The sequence below is a fragment of the Streptomyces sp. NPDC059373 genome (assembly GCF_042751495.1).
In the GTDB taxonomy this organism is placed as follows: domain Bacteria; phylum Actinomycetota; class Actinomycetes; order Streptomycetales; family Streptomycetaceae; genus Actinacidiphila.
Genome location: NZ_JBHYXC010000057.1, coordinates 21,385 through 39,054, shown reverse-complemented (window position 1 = coordinate 39,054; position 17,670 = coordinate 21,385). Strand labels below are relative to the sequence as shown.

Here is a 17,670-nt window from a genome sequence, read left to right as displayed (position 1 = left end):
CGGGCTTTCCCTTCGTGTCTCCAGCTTATCAGACCCTTTCGGTTCCGATTCCCGCCGGCGGGATTCTGCTTTAGCGTTTCTGCCTTTCGGCTTTCGCGCTCCCCGACTCTATCAGAGCCGCTCCGGCCGACCTAATCGGCTTTCGCTTGTCCGATCTGAATTCGGAGGTCTTCCACGAAATGACGACACGCAGTTCCATCCGAAGAATTCACTCGGAATGAGAAAGGCGATCGATTTCTCGGAAGGGGGCTAGATCCTAGCCGCCGGCCTCGAACCCGTTGAGTTCGTGGCAACCGTTCTAATCTACCTCCCCGCTCCACCCGCGTCAACGGGTTTCCTGGGGCGAAGAGGAGATTAGCAGGTCACGGGCCCAAAATGCACATCGGCGAAGGAGCCCCGGTCAGGCGGCCGTGGGGAGGGCGTCGCTGCGGTCGGCGGACTCGAGGTCGCCGGTCTCACCGGCGAGGGCGGCGCGGCGGCCGATGACGTAGACGTACGCGAGAAAGAGCAGCTCAACGGCGACGCCGATGCCGATACGGGCCCAGGTGGGAAGGCCGGAGGGAGTGACGAAGGCTTCGAGGGCGCCGGAGACGAACAGGACGGCGGTGAGGCCGATGGCCATGCCGATGGCGGAGCGGCCTTCTTCGGCCAGGGCGGCGCGGCGCGGGCGGGGGCCGGGGTCGATGACGGTCCAGCCGAGGCGGAGGCCGGTGCCGGCGGCGATGAAGACGGCGGTGAGTTCGAGGAGGCCGTGCGGGAGGATCAGGCCGAGGAAGGTGTCGAGACGGCCGGCGGAGCCCATGAGGCCGAGGCCGACGCCGAGGTTGAGCATGTTGGTGGCGAGGATGTAGAGGACGGGGATGCCGAGGAAGACGCCGAGTACGAGGCAGATGGCGGTGGCCTCGGCGTTGTTCGTCCAGACCTCGGCTGCGAAGGACGCGGCGGGGTGGCTGGAGTAGTACGACTCGTATTCGCCGCCGGGGCGGGTGAGCTCGCGCAGATAGTCGGGGGAGGCGATGGCCGACTGGACATGGGGGTTGACGGCGATCCACCAGCCGATGAGGGCGCCGACGGCCGTGGAGATCAGGGCCGTGGGCACCCACCAGTGGCGCGAGCGGTAGACGGCGGCGGGGAAAGCGCTGGTGAAGAAGTGGACAGCGTCGCGCCAGCTGGACGTACGGGCGCCGGTGACGGCGCTGCGGGCGCGGGCGACGAGGGTGGTGAGGCGGCCCACCAGGGCGGGGTCGGGGGCGCTGGACTGGACGCGGGAGAGGTGGGTGGCGGTGCGTTGGTAGAGGACGACGAGTTCGTCGGCTTCCTCGCCGGTGAGCCGGCTACGGCGGCGGAGCAGGGCTTCGAGCCGGTCCCATTCGTAACGGTGGGCTGCGACGAAGACATCGAGGTCCATGAACTGCCGCTCCTCGCGGATGAGGACTGTGCTGCCGGGGCGGTCCCAGCTTGGCAGACGGGGCAGACTTGTCGGACCGGGGTTCGGGGGACGGCGTCGAGGAGGGGTCGCGAGTGAGCGAACTGGTGACGGGCGAGGCGGTCGCGCTGGACGTACAGCCGGCGAGGCTGCCGAGCCGTGCGCTGGCGATGATGCTGGACATCGTCGTGTATTGGGGGGCGTATCTCATCCTGTCGATCGGGCTGCTGGCGTCGACGGCCTCGCTGGACGGTGCCGCTGTTGCGGCGGTGTCGGTGGCGGCGTTGCTGCTGATCCTGATCGGGGTGCCGATCGCCGTGGAGACGCTGACGCGCGGGCGGTCGCTGGGGAAGTTGGCCTGCGGACTGCGGGTGGTGCGGGACGACGGCGGCCCGATCCGCTTCCGGCATGCGCTGGTGCGGGGTGCGGTGGGCGTGGTGGAGATCCAGATGACGCTGGGGGTCGTCGCCTGCATCGCCTCGCTGGTGTCGGCGCGCGGGCGGCGGGTGGGTGATGTCTTCGCGGGGACCCTGGTCGTACGGGAACGGATACCGGCCCAGCAGGTGCAGTTGATGCCCCCGCCGCCGCCGTGGCTGGCCGCGCAGGTCGCCGGGGTGGATCTCTCGGCGGTGCCCGATGGGCTGTGGCTGGCGGTGCGGCAGTATCTGTCCCGGATGCGGCAGTTGGACCCGCAGGTGGGCTGGGCGATGGCGCAGCGGCTGGCGGATGACGTGACGGCGTGTACGGGAGCGCCGGTGCCGCAGGGGACGCCGCCGGCGGCGTTCTTGGCGGCGGTGGTGGCGGAACGGCAGGCTCGGGACGCGCGGAGGGCCTTCGGCGCCTTGCCACAGCAGCCGTCGCCCACACCGCAGGCCTCGCAGTGGGGGACGGCGGGGCCGTACCCGGTACCTGCGCCGCCGCCCGCACCCGCACCGATGCCCCAGCCTGTCCCCGTAGCCGCACCGGCGCCCCCGCCTGGACCCGTGTCGGCGCCCGCGTCCGCGCCGTCCACCGGGTTCGCGCCGCCCGCCTGATCAGGCTCTGATCAGGCGAAGGCGGAGGGTGGCGATTCGAGTTCCTCGAGTTCGATGCCGGGGGCTGACAGAACGACGTCGCCGGCGATATGGACGGCGTGCTGCTCGCCCGTGTCCAGGGCGCTGACCTGGTATTCCTCCACTGTCAGCAGGCCGTTGTCAGTGGGGTGTGCTTCTCTTCTGATCAAGGCCCAGGCCTGGTCGAGGGTGCGGGGCGCGAGCACGGGGGGTTCGAATGCGACGAGACGTACGCGGGTGGCGGGGGCGCCGGGTTCGAGGCGTAGCAGTCGAGCGGTCGCGATGTAGAACGCGGGCGATGCGCCGCTGAAGGCGTGGGCGGCGGCGTTGCCTTCCTGGGCGTGTTCACCGGTGGGGTCGGTGCGGACCCAGGTGACGCCGTCGATGGCTGCGCCGCGGACCTGCCAGCTCGCGGCGTGGAGTTCGAGGCGGATGGGACGACCGAGGTCGTCGATGGTGAGGTCGACGGAGCCTGCGTGGGTGCCGTCGGGGTGGGTGGTCTGTGCGGTGTAGCGCCAGCCGGAGGGGCCGGTGGCGCAGTGGAAGTGTTCTTCACCGAGGGGGGTGTGGTCGTGCGTGTCGTGGAGCGAGTAGCGGCCGCGGGGCATGGGTCGACCTTACGGGGACGGGGGTATGGCGCAGGCCCCCGCCTGGGGCGGGGGCCTGCGTGGTGGGACCGGTGGCTACTGCTGCTGGGCTCAGTAGCGGTAGTGGTCGGGCTTGTACGGGCCCTCGACCGGGACGCCGATGTAGGCGGCCTGCTCCGGGCGGAGCGTGGTGAGCTTGACGCCCAGCGCGTCGAGGTGGAGGCGGGCGACCTTCTCGTCCAGGTGCTTGGGAAGGACGTAGACGCCGGTCGGGTACTCGGCCTGCTTGGTGAACAGCTCGATCTGGGCCAGGGTCTGGTCCGAGAAGGAGTTGGACATCACGAAGGACGGGTGGCCGGTGGCGTTGCCGAGGTTGAGCAGGCGGCCTTCGGACAGCACGATGAGGACCTTGCCGTCGGGGAAGGTCCAGGTGTGGACCTGGGGCTTGACCTCGTCCTTGACGACGCCGGGGATCTTGGCGAGGCCGGCCATGTCGATCTCGTTGTCGAAGTGGCCGATGTTGCCGACGATGGCCTGGTGCTTCATCTTGGCCATGTCCTCGGCCAGGATGATGTCCTTGTTGCCGGTGGTGGTGACGAAGATGTCGGCGGTCTCGACGACGTCTTGCAGCGTGGTCACCTGGTAGCCGTCCATGGCCGCCTGGAGGGCGTTGATCGGGTCGATCTCGGTGACGATGACGCGGGCGCCCTGGCCGCGCAGCGACTCGGCGCAGCCCTTGCCGACGTCGCCGTAGCCGCAGACGACCGCGACCTTGCCGCCGATGAGGACATCGGTGGCGCGGTTGATGCCGTCGATGAGGGAGTGGCGGCAGCCGTACTTGTTGTCGAACTTCGACTTGGTCACCGCGTCATTGACGTTGATCGCGGGGAAGAGCAGGGTGCCGTCGCGCTGCATCTCGTACAGGCGGTGGACACCGGTGGTGGTCTCCTCGGTGACGCCGCGGATCTCGGAGGAGAGCTGGGTCCACTTCTGCGGGTTCTCGTCGAGGGTGCGGTTGAGGAGGGTGAGGATGTAGGCGTATTCCTCGCTGTCCGCGGTGGACGGGTCCGGGGCCGCGCCGGCCTTCTCGAACTCGACGCCCTTGTGGACCAGGAGGGTGGCGTCACCGCCGTCGTCCAGGATCATGTTGGGGCCGCCGGTGGGCGAGTCGGGCCAGGTGAGGGCCTGCTCGGTGCACCACCAGTACTCCTCCAGGGTCTCGCCCTTCCAGGCGAAGACCGGGACGCCCTGCGGGCTGTCCGGGGTGCCGTTGGGGCCGACCGCGATGGCGGCGGCGGCGTGGTCCTGGGTGGAGAAGATGTTGCAGGAGGCCCAGCGGACCTGGGCGCCGAGGGCGACGAGGGTCTCGATGAGGACGGCGGTCTGCACGGTCATGTGCAGCGAGCCGGTGACGCGGGCGCCGGCGAGCGGCTGAGTGGCGGAGTACTCCTCGCGGATCGCCATCAGGCCGGGCATCTCGTGCTCGGCCAGGGTGATCTCCTTGCGGCCGAAGGCTGCCAGGGAGAGGTCAGCGACCTTGAAGTCGCTGGTGACGGAGGACATGCAGTCTCCTCGCGTGAGGGGGTGAGAGCGGACATCGGCTTGTCGGCTGTGGCGGTCCGGAAGCATGCGGACATAGCTGTCCCGGGACCACAGCTCAGCCCGTCGGAGGCCCTCTCTCCCTCGGACGGAGCGTTGTGCGCACCGCCCGACCGCCATCAGCAGCGACGTCTGGCCATGTACGAATCTACACCGATCGGCCGAAGGGAACGGCGCTTATCGGCCGCCGGGGGTGGCGGCCGGGTTGGCGCCGGCCGCTGCGGAGGCTTCGCTGTAGACGTCGGGCTCGAGGTAGATGACGCGGGCGATCGGGACAGCCTCGCGGATGCGGGCTTCGGCGGCGTCGATGGCGCGGGCGACCTCGGTGGCCGTGTCGTCGTGCTGGACGGCGATCTTGGCGGCGACGAGCAGTTCGTCGGGGCCGAGGTGGAGGGTGCGCATGTGGATGACACCGGTGACGGTGTCACCGTCGACCGCGGCGGCGCGGATCTTGGCCAGGGATTCGGGGCCGGCTGCCTCGCCGAGGAGCAGCGACTTGGTCTCGGAGGCGAGCACCAGCGCGATGACGACGAGCAGGACACCGATGCAGAGGGTGCCGATGCCGTCCCAGATGCCGTCGCCGGTCGCGAGGGCGATGCCGACGCCGACGAGGGCGAGGACCAGGCCGATGAGGGCGCCGAAGTCCTCCAGGAGGACGACGGGCAGTTCGGGGGCCTTGGCGGTGCGGATGAAGGAGGCCCAACTCTGCTTGCCGCGCAGCTCGTTCGACTCACGGATGGCGGTGCGGAAGGAGAAGCCCTCGGCGACAATGGCGAAAAGGAGGACGCCGACCGGCCAGTACCAGTGCTCTACCGCGTGGGGCTCGCGGATCTTCTCGTAGCCCTCGTAGAGCGCGAAGACGCCTCCGATGGTGAACAGCACAATGGAGACGAGGAATCCGAAGATATAGCGCTCGCGGCCATAGCCGAAGGGGTGCTCCTCGTCGGCGGCCTTGGTGGCCTTCTTGCCGCCGAGGAGGAGGAGCGCCTGGTTACCGGAGTCGGCGACCGAGTGCACGCCTTCCGCGAGCATCGATGACGAACCGCTGAAGGCGAAAGCCACGAACTTGGCCACCGCGATGGCGAGGTTGGCTCCCAGTGCGGCGACGATCGCCTTGGTTCCGCCTGACGCGCTCATATGTGCGGTATGTCCCTTCCTTCGGCCCGGGCCTTTGCTCAGCCTTTGCGAGCGGTCATTCTTGCAGGCCCGGTTCGGAGCGGCGCGTCAGGCCACCACAGTGGCGCGGAACAGGGTGCCTTCACCGGCCACTTCCGCCCGCTCACCGGCCGGGACGAAGGCGGAACCGCCACGCGGGAGGGTGAGTTCGGCGCCGTCGGTGGTGGAGCGGAGGAGGACGGAGCCTTCGGTGCACAGCAGGATCTGCGGGGTGCGGTCGTCGAGGGTGCGGGGGGTGTCGCCGGGGGTGAGGGCGTAGCGCGAGAGGCGGAACTCGTCGATCGGGGTGTCGTAGAGCTCTTCGCCCTCGGGGGAAGCCGCGGGACGCAGGATGCCCGGGTCGCCCGACTCGAAGCGCACGATGCGCAGGAGCTCGGGGACGTCCACATGCTTGGGGGTGAGGCCGCAGCGCAGCACATTGTCGGAGTTGGCCATGATCTCGACGCCGAGGCCGTTGAGGTAGGCGTGCGGGATGCCGGCACCGAGGTAGAGGGCTTCGCCGGGCTGGAGGCGTACGTAGTTGAGCAGCATGGCGGCGATGACGCCGGGGTCGCCCGGGTAGCTCTGGGCGATGGAGACGTAGGCCGCGTAGGACTCGGCGTACGGGCCGGGGGTAGCGGCCAGGCGGGTGGCGGCCTCGACGGCTTCGGTGACGCAGGCGGCCATCGACTCGGGGTCGGCGGTGAGGACGGCGGCGAGGGTCTCGCGAAGTGCGGCGTCCTCGGGGCGGGCGCGGAGGATGTCGACGTACGGCTTGAGGGAGTCGACCTCGAGGGCCTCGATGAGGTCCGCCGCCTCGGTGGGCCGGCGGAAGCCGCAGAGCCCGTCGAAGGGGACGAGGGCGACGATCATCTCGGGCTTGTGGTTGGCGTCCTTGTAGTTGCGGTACGCCGCGTCGATGGGGATGCCGCGCGCCTCTTCGTCGGCGAAGCCGGCCTTGGCCTGTACGAGGTCGGGGTGGACCTGGAGGGAGAGCGGAGCGCCTGCGGCCAGCACCTTGAGGAGGAAGGGCAGGCGCGGCCCGAAGCGGTCGGCGGTGGCGGCGCCGAGGGCGGCGGCCGGGTCGGCGTCGATGACCTCGTTGAGCGGGACCTGCTCGCCGTCGCGCGTAACGCGGGAGGGCGCGCCGGGGTGGGCGCCCATCCATATCTCGGCCTGCGGCTCACCGGTCGGTTCGGTGCCCAGCAGCTCGGGGATGGCGGTGGTCGATCCCCAGGCATAGGGGCGCACGGTGTTCGTCAGGCGGTACATGCGGCTCATGATCTCCCGTCGGAGGTGAGCGCCAGGTAAACAGCGGCGAAATCCGTGACGGCGAGGAGGTCTGCGGCAGCTTCCAGGGCGCTGCCCTCGGCCGGGGCGAGTTCGCTGAGCGGGGTCTCGTGGGTCATCGCCAGCTCGCGGGCGGCGGGTGCGGCGCCGGCCGCGTGTGCGTCCGGCTGCTGGAGGACCACCAGGCGCAGCCGCAGCCCCTGTGGGTCCTCGACGCGGTCGCGGAAGAAGTCGTCCGGGTCGAGGGATCCGGCGAAGGCGCCCGCGAGCAGGGCCTCGTGCGCGGTCAGCGCCTCCGGGAGCTCGGCGGTGATCGCGGGGCGGCCGGCGCGCGCCGTGATCAGAGCGGCGAGGCGGCGGGCGGCGAGTGCGGCGATGTCGCCCTCGCTCCACAGGACCGGGAGGGAGTCGGCCAGCTCGGCGGCGAGGGTCTTGGCCGGGTTGCTGTACGTCGCGATGGCCGGGCCGCACTTCGCAGCGACGTCGTCCAGCCGGTCGGCGACGGCCTCGATCGCGTCGGGCGGGGCGTGGAGGAGGCCGATCCGGTCGGTGAGCATCAGAAGGGGGGTGAGCAGCGCCCAGAAGGAGCCGGGGTCCTCGGTGGGGGTGCTCGGCTCTTCCGGGGCGGGGGGCTTGGCGTACGGGATGGTGATGCCGCGTGCCTGCTCCAGGGCCTCGGCGATCGGGGACTTCGCGGGCACCACGCCGGCCGGGGTGCAGCCCCGGCGGTACGCCTGCTCGATGAGGTCGGCGAGGCCCGCCTCGGTGCCGGCCGGGCTGGCGACGAGGAGGAGGTCGAGCGGGCCGGCCCAGCCGGGGAGGTTCCAGTGCAGGTCGTACGCGGCGGGGCCGCTGGGGTGCAGCTGGATGACCGGGCAGCTGCCCGCGCCCAGGGCCTCGAGCAGGTCCGCCACGGCGGAGGGAGCGGAGGGGCCGGGGCCGGCGACGAGGACGGTGCGCGGGCGGCCGTCCGGCCGCAGGGCGCCGATGCCGGCCTCGTCCGCGAGGCGGGCGGCCATGCGGACCCGGGCACCGGCAGCCGCGACCCCCAGGAGGAGGCCGCGGGTGTCCGCGCGGGCGAGGGCTTCGGGGTCGTCCAGCAGCGACTCGTCCAACATCCTGATCCTTGTCCTCCGGGTCCGGGGTTGACGGCTTGGGGCTCAGGCCGGGCGGCGGGCCTCGTCGATGAGGAGGACGGGGATGTCGTCGCGTACGGGGTAGGCGAGGCCGCAGTCCTGGGCGGTGCAGGTGAGCTCGCTCGCGGCGGTGTCCTCGCGGAGGGGCGCGTGGCACGCCGGGCAGGCGAGGATTTCCAGGAGGCTGGCTTCGACGAGCGGCGGCATGGTTTGCGTCCTTCGCGTGGAGATACGTACGGCGGTACGAGCCTATCGCTGGGGGGCGAGGCGGGCTTCCCCGGCGCGTGGGTGTCTCCCCCGCCCCGCCCCTTCCCGAAACCGGGCTCCGCCCGGACCCGCTGGGACTCCGCCCCCAGACCCCAGTCCCTCAACGCCTGACGGGCTGGATTCCCGGGCGGACTGCTGAATGCCTCAGCCCCTGATGATTGCCAGGACCTCGTCGCGGATGCGGGCGACCGTGTCGGCGTCGCGGGCTTCGACGTTGAGGCGGAGGAGGGGTTCGGTGTTGGAGGCGCGGAGGTTGAACCACCAGTCGGTGGCGGTGAGGGTGAGGCCGTCGAGCTCATCCACCGAGACGCCGTCGGAGGCGAAGGCGGCCTTGACGGCAGCGGCGCGGGCGGCCTGGTCGTCGACGGTGCTGTTGATCTCGCCGGAGGCGGCGTAGCGGTCGTATTCGGCGACGAGGGCGGAGAGGGTGCCGTCCTGACCGCCGAGGGCGGCGAGGACGTGGAGGGCCGCGAGCATGCCGGTGTCGGCGTTCCAGAAGTCGCGGAAGTAGTAGTGGGCGGAGTGCTCGCCGCCGAAGACGGCGCCGGTGCGGGCCATCTCCTGCTTGATGAAGGAGTGGCCGACGCGGGTGCGGACGGGGGTGCCGCCGTGCTCCTTGACGACCTCGGGGACGGACCAGGAGGTGATGAGGTTGTGGATGACGACGGAGCCGGGGTGCTTGGCCAGCTCGCGGGCGGCGACCAGGGCGGTGATGGCCGAGGGGGACACCGGCTCGCCGCGCTCGTCGACGGCGAAGCAGCGGTCGGCGTCACCGTCGAAGGCCAGGCCGATGTCGGCGCCGGTTTCGAGGACCTTGGCCTGGAGGTCGACGAGGTTCTTGGGGTCGAGGGGGTTGGCCTCGTGGTTGGGGAAGGTGCCGTCGAGCTCGAAGTACATGGGTACGAGATCGAGCGGCAGGCCGTCGAAGACGGTGGGCACGGTGTGGCCGCCCATGCCGTTGCCGGCGTCGACGACGACCTTGAGCGGCCGGATCGAGGTCAGGTCGACGAGGTTGCGCAGATAGGCGGCGTAGTCGGCGAGGACGTCCTGCTGCACGATCTCGCCGGGGGTGGCGGAGGTCTCCGGGAGGCCGCCGCCGTCCCGCCACTGCTCCACGAGGGCGCGGATGTCCGCGAGCCCGGTGTCCTGGCCGACCGGGGAGGCGCCCTTACGGCACAACTTGATGCCGTTGTACTGCGCCGGGTTGTGGCTGGCGGTGAACATGGCGCCGGGCTGGTCGAGCTTGCCGCTCGCGAAGTACAGCTCGTCCGTCGAGCACAGACCGACCTCGGTGACCTGCGCACCGCGCGAGGCCGCGCCGCGCGAGAAGGCCCGCGAGAGGCCGGGGGACGAGGGCCGCATGTCGTGGCCGACGACGATCGCCCCGGCTTCGGTCACCGTGGCGAAGGCGGCACCGAAGAGCTCGGCGAGCGGTTCGTCCAACTGGTCCGGTACGACTCCCCGGACGTCGTACGCCTTCACGATCTGGGAGAGGTCGGTCACGGCGTGCTCCACTCTGCTTCTGACTGGCTTTCTAGGTCTGACGCCAACCTACCCGCCGTCCAAGAAGCGGCGGATGAGAGCCCTCAGCGCCTCTCAGAACCAGAGTTCAGGATTCCGGCGAGCGCAGCACCCGCAGGTGTCCCCGGCGCGCGCTCTCCATCGGGTCGGCGTCCCGGCCGCCGGGCCCCGCGGTGTCCGGCCGGGCCGGGGGGCGGGCTGCCTCGCGGACCGCGTTGGCGAGCGCTTCGAGGTCGTCGCTGCTGGGGCGGGGCGGGCCCGAGTCCGTGGCGAGGCGTACGACCTCCCAGCCGCGCGGGGCGGTGAGGCGGCTGGAATGCTCGGAGCAGAGGTCGTAGCAGTGCGGCTCCGCGTAGGTCGCGAGGGGGCCGAGAACGGCCGTGGAGTCCGCATAGACGTACGTCAGCGTCGCGACGGCGGGACGGCCACACGCGGTGCGCGAACAGCGACGTACAAGGCTCACGACGTTGGACGGTACCGCACTCTTGAGCGGGCCGCGACGACTCTGCACGACCTCACTCCGTCGTGTCGTCCCGGTTCGCCGGGATCGTCTGACCTGTGGTTGAGCCGGTGCTTGAGCGGCCTGACCAGGGAGGTGCCGGATACCGCCGGACGGGGTGCCGGAGGGGGTGCCGGAGGGGGTGCCGGAGGCGGTCGTAAGCGAAGGGTTCGAATGGTGTCAATTGCGATCGGAATGGTGGTCAGGAGGAGGAAGCCATCCGTACGCGACCGGTCACGGACCGGGCATTCCGTGACATCACCGTCGATGTGCTGACAGGACGTGCGGCACGGCATGGGTAGCCGTCCAGGCGGATACGCTCTGAGTGATGGACACCCCCGCACTCCCTCCGCCCGCACGCCGGCAGCGCCGCCGCGACCGCCATGGACGCGGCATGCGCGGCCCGATCGCGCCCCCGCAGGTGCCGCTCGCGCTGAGCCGCGCGGATGCCTTCGACGATCTCGTACGGGACGCGGCGGACCGCCTGGAGCGGCGGTGGCCGCAGCTCGCGGATGTGGAGTTCGCGGTGCAGGAGGTGCCGTGGCCGCTGGACGCCGCCGCGGAGGCCGCGGCCGGGCGTGAGATCTCGGACGACAGCGTGCCGCTGGGAAAGCTCATGAGCGCGCGGAAGGGCTCGCCGAACCGGATCGTGGTCTACCGGCGGCCGGTGGAGATCCGGGCCAAGAGCCGGGAGGAGCGGGCGCTGCTCGTCCACGAGGTGGTCGTTGAGCAGGTGGCCGAGCTGCTCGGGCTGTCGCCGGAGAACGTGGATCCGCGGTACGGCGAGGACTAGTGCCGTGACCGGCAATGTTTGCCCGTCAAGGAGCGTCGTCCGGTGCATGCGATCGCAAGGCGGCCGGAAGTCCTTGATGGGGGTCCCCCCTGCTCGAGCGAAGCCGAGAGCTTGGGGGTGGGGGTACCTCCCGGCCGAAGGCTGGGGGAGAGCTACCAGGACTTTTGGCCAACGCCGCGAGTCCCTCCTGGGGCCCCGCCAGTCCCCGCCCCACCCGGTGCCGGGCCTCAGTTGTTCAGGATCGAGAGGTTCTCCTCCGCGTCCGGCACCGCGACCAGGCCCCGGTCGTCCGGCATGGACTGGATGGTGAACATCGGGATGCCGTTCAGCGGCAGCGCCAGCATCCGGGAGCCGTAGACCGGCCCGCCGGAGACGTGTTCGACGGTGACCGCGTACTGGCCCTTGCCGCCGGTGGGGGTGGCCGGGGTGAGGGCGGTGGTGGTGCCCGCCTTGAGGGTGACGGTCTTGGTGACGGGGGTGCCGCCGCCGGAGCCGGCCGAGCTGGTGATCTTGACGGTGGCAGCGGCCGTGGGGGCGGTGAGGGAGAGCGTGGAGCCCTTGGCCCGGTTGTCGGCGGCGGTGGCGCGGTCGGTGATCGCGGACGTGGCCGGGATGTAGGCGGTCTCCTGGTTGGCGCCCTTGCCCCGCGTGATGCGCAGCGCCGCGACGACGGGGGCGGCGCCGTTCGGGTCGGACGGGGTCAGGACCAGCGATCCGGTCTCGCCCTTGGTCAGGTCGGCGAGGTCGGCGGAGGCCGTCATACCGCTCTTGACGTGCAGGGTCTCGTGCCCGGCGGGGGTGATGGCGCCGCTGGCGGAGAGCAGCCTGACGTTGAGGTCGGCGTCGTCCTGCCCCGTGGCGTAGGCGACCAGGCGTACGTCGGTGGCGTCGGCCGGGATGCCGGGCAGGACGACGCTTTCGGCCGGGTCGGCGGCGGCGGGGAGCCAGTCGCCGCCGGCCTTGGCGGTGGAGGCGAGGACGCTGGCGCCCACCCGGCCGGTGCGGGCGGTGACGTGGAGGGTGAGGTCCTCGGCCTTGGTCGCGGTGAGGGTGGAGAGCAGGACGGGGACGGTGGACTTCGGCGGGATGGTGATGCCGTTGCCGGTCGCGGTGGTCAGGGCGCCGTTGGTGCCGTACAGCTCCAGGTCGACGACGGCCGCGGTGTCGTCGGGGTTGGTGAGGTGCACGTAGTCCGAGCGGTCGGCGGAGGTGCTGGTGCCGGGGAACCAGAACTCGCTGTCGGGCTGGGTGCAGGCGGTGCCCAGAACGCCGCGGTCGGGCCCGGTGTCGATGACGGTGGTCTGCTGCACCGTCCAGCCGGGGGCCAGCTTGCCGTCGGCGGTGCCGAGGAGCGCGGGCGCGCCTGCGGTGTCGGCGGAGCCGGTCGCGGGCTTGCCGGGCGTGCTCAGGGGGGCGACGGACTTGGCCTTGCCCGATGCGCCGGCGACCGGGACCAGCTTCGCGCTGCCCGCGCCGGTGCTCGACGTCGTGGTCTTCCCGATCGGGGTGAAGGACGTGTACGTCGTCGTCGCGAAGTCGGAGTCGGACGGCGCCGGGCAGGTCAGCGCGGACCGCTCGACCGGCAGCGACGCGGCCTTGGCGGGGGGCGCGGCGGGCGGGGCCCCGGCGCCGGTGAGCACCGCCACGCCGGTGACGGCGGCGAGGGCGGCCGTGACGCCGAACAGGGACAGGGTGCTGCGGTTCACTGCTGGTCGCTCCCGTCACGGCGGTAGCCGTCCGCGTCATACGTCGCCGGGTCGTAGGCCGGGTCGTAGGGCTGCTGCTGGTATGGCTGCTCGGGCTGAGGCTGCTGGGGCTGCTGGGGCTGCTGGGGCTGCTGGGCGTACGGGTCGTAGCCCTGCTGGCCGTAGCCGTAGGGGTCGACGTAGCCGTCCTGCTGGTATTCGGCCTGCTGGTAGTCGCCCTGCTGGTACGCGGTGGGGTCGGCGGCCGCGTACTGGTAGCCGTCCTGGTAGTCGTTCCACTGCCGGCCGTACGGGTCCTGCTGCTGCGGTACGGCCGCGTACGGGTCGGCGGCGGGCTCGTACACCGGCTCGACGGGCGGTGCCTCGGGCTCTTCGGCGGCCGGGTCGCCGCCCTCGGCCTCGGCGGCGGCGCGCAGGCGGCGGGCGCGGCGGCCGTCGCCGGTGGCCTGCTCGGGGATGTCGGCGGTGAGGACGCCGTCGGCGTCCGGGAGGTCGTCGTCGATCTCGCGGCGGCGGCCGGGCAGGGCCATGACGACGAGGACGACCGCGAGGAAGCCCTGGATCCACAGCCACACGACGTGGGTGAAGGGGTCCTCGTAGCTCAGGTCCAGCTTGCCGCCCGTGGTGGGCAGTTCGAAGCCCTGGGCCCAGCCGTCGACGGTGGTGGCGGTGAGCGTCCGGCCGTCGAGGGTCGCGGTCCAGCCCGGGGCGGCGGTGTCGGCGACGCGCAGGACGCGCCCGTCGGTGCCGGCCGGGATGGTGGTGTGGGCCTCGACCTTGCCTGAGGCGACGCCCGTGCTGACGCCCGCCTTGTCGACGATGGTGATGCGCGAGACGTCGTTGTCGACCCGCCACAGCGCGCTGCCGTCGGCCTGGCTGAGCCGGGACAGGCCGGGGGTGCTGTCGAGGGTGCGGCTCATGGAACGGGTGGCGTTGCCGCGTACGAGGACGTAGCGGACCGCGTAGCCGCCGAGCTGGCCGGCCTGGTCGGCGCCGGAGCCGGCGACGAGGTTGGCGACGATCTTGCTGAGCCGGGTGTCGGCGCCGGCGGACGCGGCGAGTTCGGCGTCGCCGAGGCGGGCGCCGGCGCCGCGTACGAGGGTGTACGAGACCTGGGCGGGGGTGCCGTTGAGGACGAGGGTGCGGGGCTGGTCGCGGGTGGCGCTCTCCTCGGCCACGAAGGCCGGGACCTGGGTGGGGTCGCGGCGCTCCACGGGACCGTCGGCGCCGCCGACCATCCAGCCGAAGGCGGCGTAGAGCGGAGCCAGGACGGCGGCCAGCGCGACCAGGGCGGCCACCGGCTGCCGCCAGCCGAAGCCGGAGGCGGCGATGCGCTCGTTGGCGCCCTCGGCGCCGACCGCGGCGGCGGCCAGCAGCGCGAGGCCGTAGACCAGGGTGCCCGGGCCGGCCCAGGCGCTGCCGTTCTCGATGACGGCGAAGAGCAGACCGGCCAGGGCGCCGGCCCAGGCGGTGAGGATCGCGAGCCGCCGTTCGGCCCGCAGCAGGGCGGCGAGCGCGGCCAGCACCAGTCCGACGAGCAGCACCCCGCCCGCCGCGTTGGGCCCGCCGGGGCTGAGCAGCAGCAGGTCGGTACCGGTGGCGGCCTTGGCGCCGTAGGGCAGCCCGGCCTCGGTCAGGAACCGCGAGGGGTGCGCGAGCAGCGTCAGCGACCAGGGGGCCAGCACCAGCAGCGGGGCGCCGAGCAGGGCCACGGTGCGCAGCAGGTGCGGGACGACGAGCCGGGACTCCCCCCGGACGACGCGCAGCACGATCACGGTCACCGACAGCGCCAGCGCGATCAGCCAGGTGATCGGTGTGAAGGCGGTGGTGATCGCGAGCAGCAGCGCGAAGGTCCAGGTGGCGCGCCAGCCGGGGCGGGCCCCCCGGTCGACCGCGTCGGCCGTCAGCTGCAGCCCTGCGGCGGACACGGCGGCCCGGGCCATCAGCGGCAGGAGGATCGCCAGGATCGCCGTGCCGAGCCGGCCGCCCGCGAGCGCGCCGGTGGCGGCGGGCAGGAAGGCGTACGCGACCGCCGCCCACGCCCGCAGCAGCCGGGACTCGACCAGCGGCCGGGAGGCGAAGTACGCGGTCAGGCCGGCCAGCGGCACCGAGGCGACGAGCAACAGGGTGAGCGCGACCGCGGTGCTGCCGAAGAGCAGGCTCGCGAAGGCGGCGACGACGGCGATGTACGGCGGGGCCGCCGCCGTGGAACCGGTGCCGAGGGCGTGCCAGGCGCCCAGGTACGAGCCCCACAGGTCCGAGGCGCTGCCCGGCGCGGGCAGCAGGGCGCCGCCGGCCAGCGAGCCGCTGCCGAGCAGTCCCCGGCAGGCGATCAGCGAGAACACCAGCAGCACGGCGAAGAGCACCGGCCCGGGCTTGCGGGCGATCTTCTTCAGCAGCGCGAACTGCTCGATCTCCAGGTAGTCACCGGAACCGTCGTCGTCGCCGGGTCCGGACTCGATCCCGCCGCCGTGCCGTCCGGCCGAGGAAGCGCTGGCCTCGGCACGGCCGGACATGTTGCTGACGACCTGCTCGACCGTGGCCCGCACCGTCGCGCCGGGCGGCGGGAAGAACTGGCGCAGCTCGGCCGGTTCGACGGCGGGCTTGCCGCGCCGCCTGCGGGCGCCCAGGATCCGGCCGGGGCGCAGCAGCACCGACAGCAGGCCGGTGATCTCGTCGACGGCCTGGCCGGGCACCTTGCCGACGAGGTAGGCGAGGGTGCGCAGTACGGTGCCGAGGACCAGCCGCAGCATGACGTACGGCAGTATCGGGCCGCGGGTGTTTGCCAGCAGGGTGTAGACGGCGCCGGCCTTGTCGACGCGGTGCGGGTTGACGGCGAAGCGCCCGGCGCAGTCGACGGGGCGGCGTTCGCGGGAGGCGGCCTCGGCGTGCCTCAGTACCGCGTCCGGCGCGATCAGGACCGTATGGCCGGCGGACTGGGCACGCCAGCAGAAGTCGACGTCGTCGCGCATGAGGGGCAGCCGGCGGTCGAAGCCGCCGAGCTCTTCCCAGACGTCGCGGCGGACCAGCATGCCGGCGGAGGACACCGACAGCACCTGGCGGACCTGGTCGTGCTGGCCCTGGTCCTGCTCCTTGCGCTCCAGGCCGGTCCAGCGGCGGCCGCTGCGGGCGATGGAGACGCCGACTTCGAGGAGCGCGCGGCGGTCGTACCAGCTGCGCAGCTTCGGGCCGATGATCGCGGCGGAGGGCGCGTTGTCGGCGACGCGCAGCAGTTCGGCGAGGGCGTCCGGGGCGGGCTCGCAGTCGTCGTGGAGCAGCCACAGCCACTGCACGGGCTCGCCGTGCGGCTGCTCGGGCTGGTCGTAGACATCGTCGTTCCAGCTGCGGCTGACCGGGTCCCAGCCGCTCTGCCGCACGAGGTAGGGCAGTTGCTCCGGGGTGAGGGGAGCGGCGGCGCGTACGGCCTCGTCGACGGCGGCGCCGAAGCCGCTGCGGCGGGCGAGGTGCAGGACCCGGCTGTCGCCGAGGGATTCGGCGAGCAGCCGGGCGGAGTCGTCGGCGCTGCCGGTGTCGGCGGCGATGACGTCCTGGACCGGGCGGTCCTGGGAGAGCAGGCCCGACAGCGCGTTCGGCAGCCAGCGGGCACCGTCGTGTGCGACGAGCACCGCGGTGACGACATGGCGCGGAAACTCGGGTGTCTGCGCGGGGTATTGGGCCCCGGCGGCCCCGGCTGAGCTGTTCACGGACATCGAGGTTCGGGCCCCGGTTCGCTGGGTGCGGTGGACGCCTGCGGCGTCTCGGACGGGGCCCCACACTAACGGCTCACGGTAAGCCGACTTCCGCGTACCGTGCCTCGTACTGCCTCGGCACCTAGACGACGCCCTTCTTCAGGCGGCGCCGCTCGCGTTCGGACAGGCCGCCCCAGATGCCGAAGCGCTCGTCGTTGTTGAGTGCGTACTCAAGGCAGTCGGAGCGGACTTCGCAGGCGAGACAGACCTTCTTGGCCTCGCGGGTGGAGCCACCCTTCTCGGGGAAGAACGACTCGGGATCGGTCTGCGCGCACAGCGCGCGCTCCTGCCACCCGAGCTCCTCGTCGGCTTCGCCCTCCTCGGCCAGCAACAGCTGGAACAGCTCGGTCATGCGCGCCCCTCGTCTGTTTTTGCGTCCCCGTGATGTTGCCGTTAGCGATGACGGCTTAACGACACGAGTGAAATTACAAGTGTGCCGATACGGGCCAGTCAAGCCGAGATCTGCTATTGGGCCCGTTATTCACCCTGCGGAACCAAGCACTGACAGAAAGTGTTCAAATCAGCCCAAAGGACCACATACGTCAACCGCGCGACGACTGCCCGACAACTGTCCCCAAGGGAGGGGCGATCACGGAGTGATCACAAAAGCACAACGACGTTTCCCGAGGAGACGTTCCTGCGTACCCGTGCGGTTGCAGCACCGCCTATCCGCACACGTCTACGCACAAACCTTTCACCACACCGAATAGCCGGATCAGGTGAATCATTCGCGACAAGCCGGACACCGGGTGGTGCTCGAGTTGACAGCCGCACCCTTGACCCGGTCTGCTTGGTCGCATGCCAGTGACCCACGTGCCCGCCCGGACTCGCCTCGCCGAGTTCCGCTGCGCCGTGGAAGCCCACTGTCGCTGTTCCAGCTGTTGCCGCTG

14 protein-coding genes are annotated in these 17,670 nt (G+C 71.7%); 2 read left to right on the top strand and 12 right to left on the bottom strand.

The features are described from left to right. Window positions 1–400: 400 nt before the first annotated feature. Window positions 401–1,408: a stage II sporulation protein M gene (locus ACFXJ5_RS37900; RefSeq protein WP_384641977.1), complete on the bottom strand. Its 1,008-nt coding sequence runs from the start codon at window positions 1,406–1,408 to the stop codon at window positions 401–403. 113 nt (window positions 1,409–1,521) lie between these two features. Here ACFXJ5_RS37900 and ACFXJ5_RS37895 point away from each other — a divergent pair, with 113 nt between their 5' ends. Further along, a complete protein-coding gene (locus ACFXJ5_RS37895) occupies window positions 1,522–2,460 on the top strand; it encodes an RDD family protein (RefSeq protein WP_384641974.1) in 939 nt (312 codons plus the stop codon). An 11-nt stretch (window positions 2,461–2,471) separates the two neighbouring features. On the opposite strand, the gene ACFXJ5_RS37890 is transcribed toward ACFXJ5_RS37895, so the two are convergent. From ACFXJ5_RS37890 to ACFXJ5_RS37855, 8 genes are all read right to left on the bottom strand, one after another. Then, the gene (locus tag ACFXJ5_RS37890) at window positions 2,472–3,086 is read right to left on the bottom strand and encodes a hypothetical protein (RefSeq protein ID WP_384641971.1); all 615 of its coding nucleotides are present in this window, start codon (window positions 3,084–3,086) and stop codon (window positions 2,472–2,474) included. 90 nt (window positions 3,087–3,176) lie between these two features. Continuing rightward, window positions 3,177–4,628: an adenosylhomocysteinase gene (ahcY, locus tag ACFXJ5_RS37885; RefSeq protein ID WP_384641968.1), complete on the bottom strand. Its 1,452-nt coding sequence runs from the start codon at window positions 4,626–4,628 to the stop codon at window positions 3,177–3,179. A gap of 213 nt (window positions 4,629–4,841) precedes the next feature. Then, window positions 4,842–5,801 (bottom strand): cation diffusion facilitator family transporter, encoded by a 960-nt coding sequence (locus ACFXJ5_RS37880; protein WP_384641965.1) that lies wholly within the window; start codon window positions 5,799–5,801, stop codon window positions 4,842–4,844. Window positions 5,802–5,888: 87 nt separating this feature from the next. Beyond that, complete coding sequence (manA, locus tag ACFXJ5_RS37875; RefSeq protein ID WP_384641963.1) at window positions 5,889–7,091, bottom strand: mannose-6-phosphate isomerase, class I; 1,203 nt, start codon at window positions 7,089–7,091, stop codon at window positions 5,889–5,891. 5 nt (window positions 7,092–7,096) lie between these two features. Continuing rightward, a complete protein-coding gene (locus ACFXJ5_RS37870; RefSeq protein ID WP_384641960.1) occupies window positions 7,097–8,227 on the bottom strand; it encodes an SIS domain-containing protein in 1,131 nt (376 codons plus the stop codon). 42 nt (window positions 8,228–8,269) lie between these two features. Next, window positions 8,270–8,452 carry a Trm112 family protein gene (locus tag ACFXJ5_RS37865; RefSeq protein ID WP_384641957.1) on the bottom strand — a complete coding sequence of 61 codons (183 nt, stop codon included), beginning with the start codon at window positions 8,450–8,452 and terminating at the stop codon, window positions 8,270–8,272. A 204-nt stretch (window positions 8,453–8,656) separates the two neighbouring features. Beyond that, window positions 8,657–10,015 carry a phosphomannomutase/phosphoglucomutase gene (locus ACFXJ5_RS37860; RefSeq protein WP_384641954.1) on the bottom strand — a complete coding sequence of 453 codons (1,359 nt, stop codon included), beginning with the start codon at window positions 10,013–10,015 and terminating at the stop codon, window positions 8,657–8,659. Between the two features lie 106 nt (window positions 10,016–10,121). Further along, window positions 10,122–10,544, bottom strand: a complete 423-nt coding sequence (locus ACFXJ5_RS37855) for a DUF3499 domain-containing protein (RefSeq protein ID WP_384641952.1) — start codon at window positions 10,542–10,544, stop codon at window positions 10,122–10,124. A gap of 316 nt (window positions 10,545–10,860) precedes the next feature. On the opposite strand from ACFXJ5_RS37855, the gene ACFXJ5_RS37850 reads away from it, so the two are divergent. After that, complete coding sequence (locus ACFXJ5_RS37850) at window positions 10,861–11,325, top strand: metallopeptidase family protein (RefSeq protein WP_384641949.1); 465 nt, start codon at window positions 10,861–10,863, stop codon at window positions 11,323–11,325. Window positions 11,326–11,552: 227 nt separating this feature from the next. Here the strand turns inward: ACFXJ5_RS37850 and ACFXJ5_RS37845 are convergent, their stop codons facing one another. The 3 genes from ACFXJ5_RS37845 to ACFXJ5_RS37835 form a co-directional block, all read right to left on the bottom strand. Beyond that, the gene (locus ACFXJ5_RS37845) at window positions 11,553–13,031 is read right to left on the bottom strand and encodes a DUF5719 family protein (protein ID WP_384641946.1); all 1,479 of its coding nucleotides are present in this window, start codon (window positions 13,029–13,031) and stop codon (window positions 11,553–11,555) included. Next, window positions 13,028–16,741 carry a glycosyltransferase gene (locus tag ACFXJ5_RS37840; RefSeq protein WP_384641943.1) on the bottom strand — a complete coding sequence of 1,238 codons (3,714 nt, stop codon included), beginning with the start codon at window positions 16,739–16,741 and terminating at the stop codon, window positions 13,028–13,030. Before ACFXJ5_RS37840 ends, ACFXJ5_RS37845 begins: the two co-directional genes overlap by 4 nt. 121 nt (window positions 16,742–16,862) lie before the next feature. Further along, window positions 16,863–17,132: a WhiB family transcriptional regulator gene (locus ACFXJ5_RS37835; protein WP_127355056.1), complete on the bottom strand. Its 270-nt coding sequence runs from the start codon at window positions 17,130–17,132 to the stop codon at window positions 16,863–16,865. Window positions 17,133–17,670: the final 538 nt, after the last annotated feature.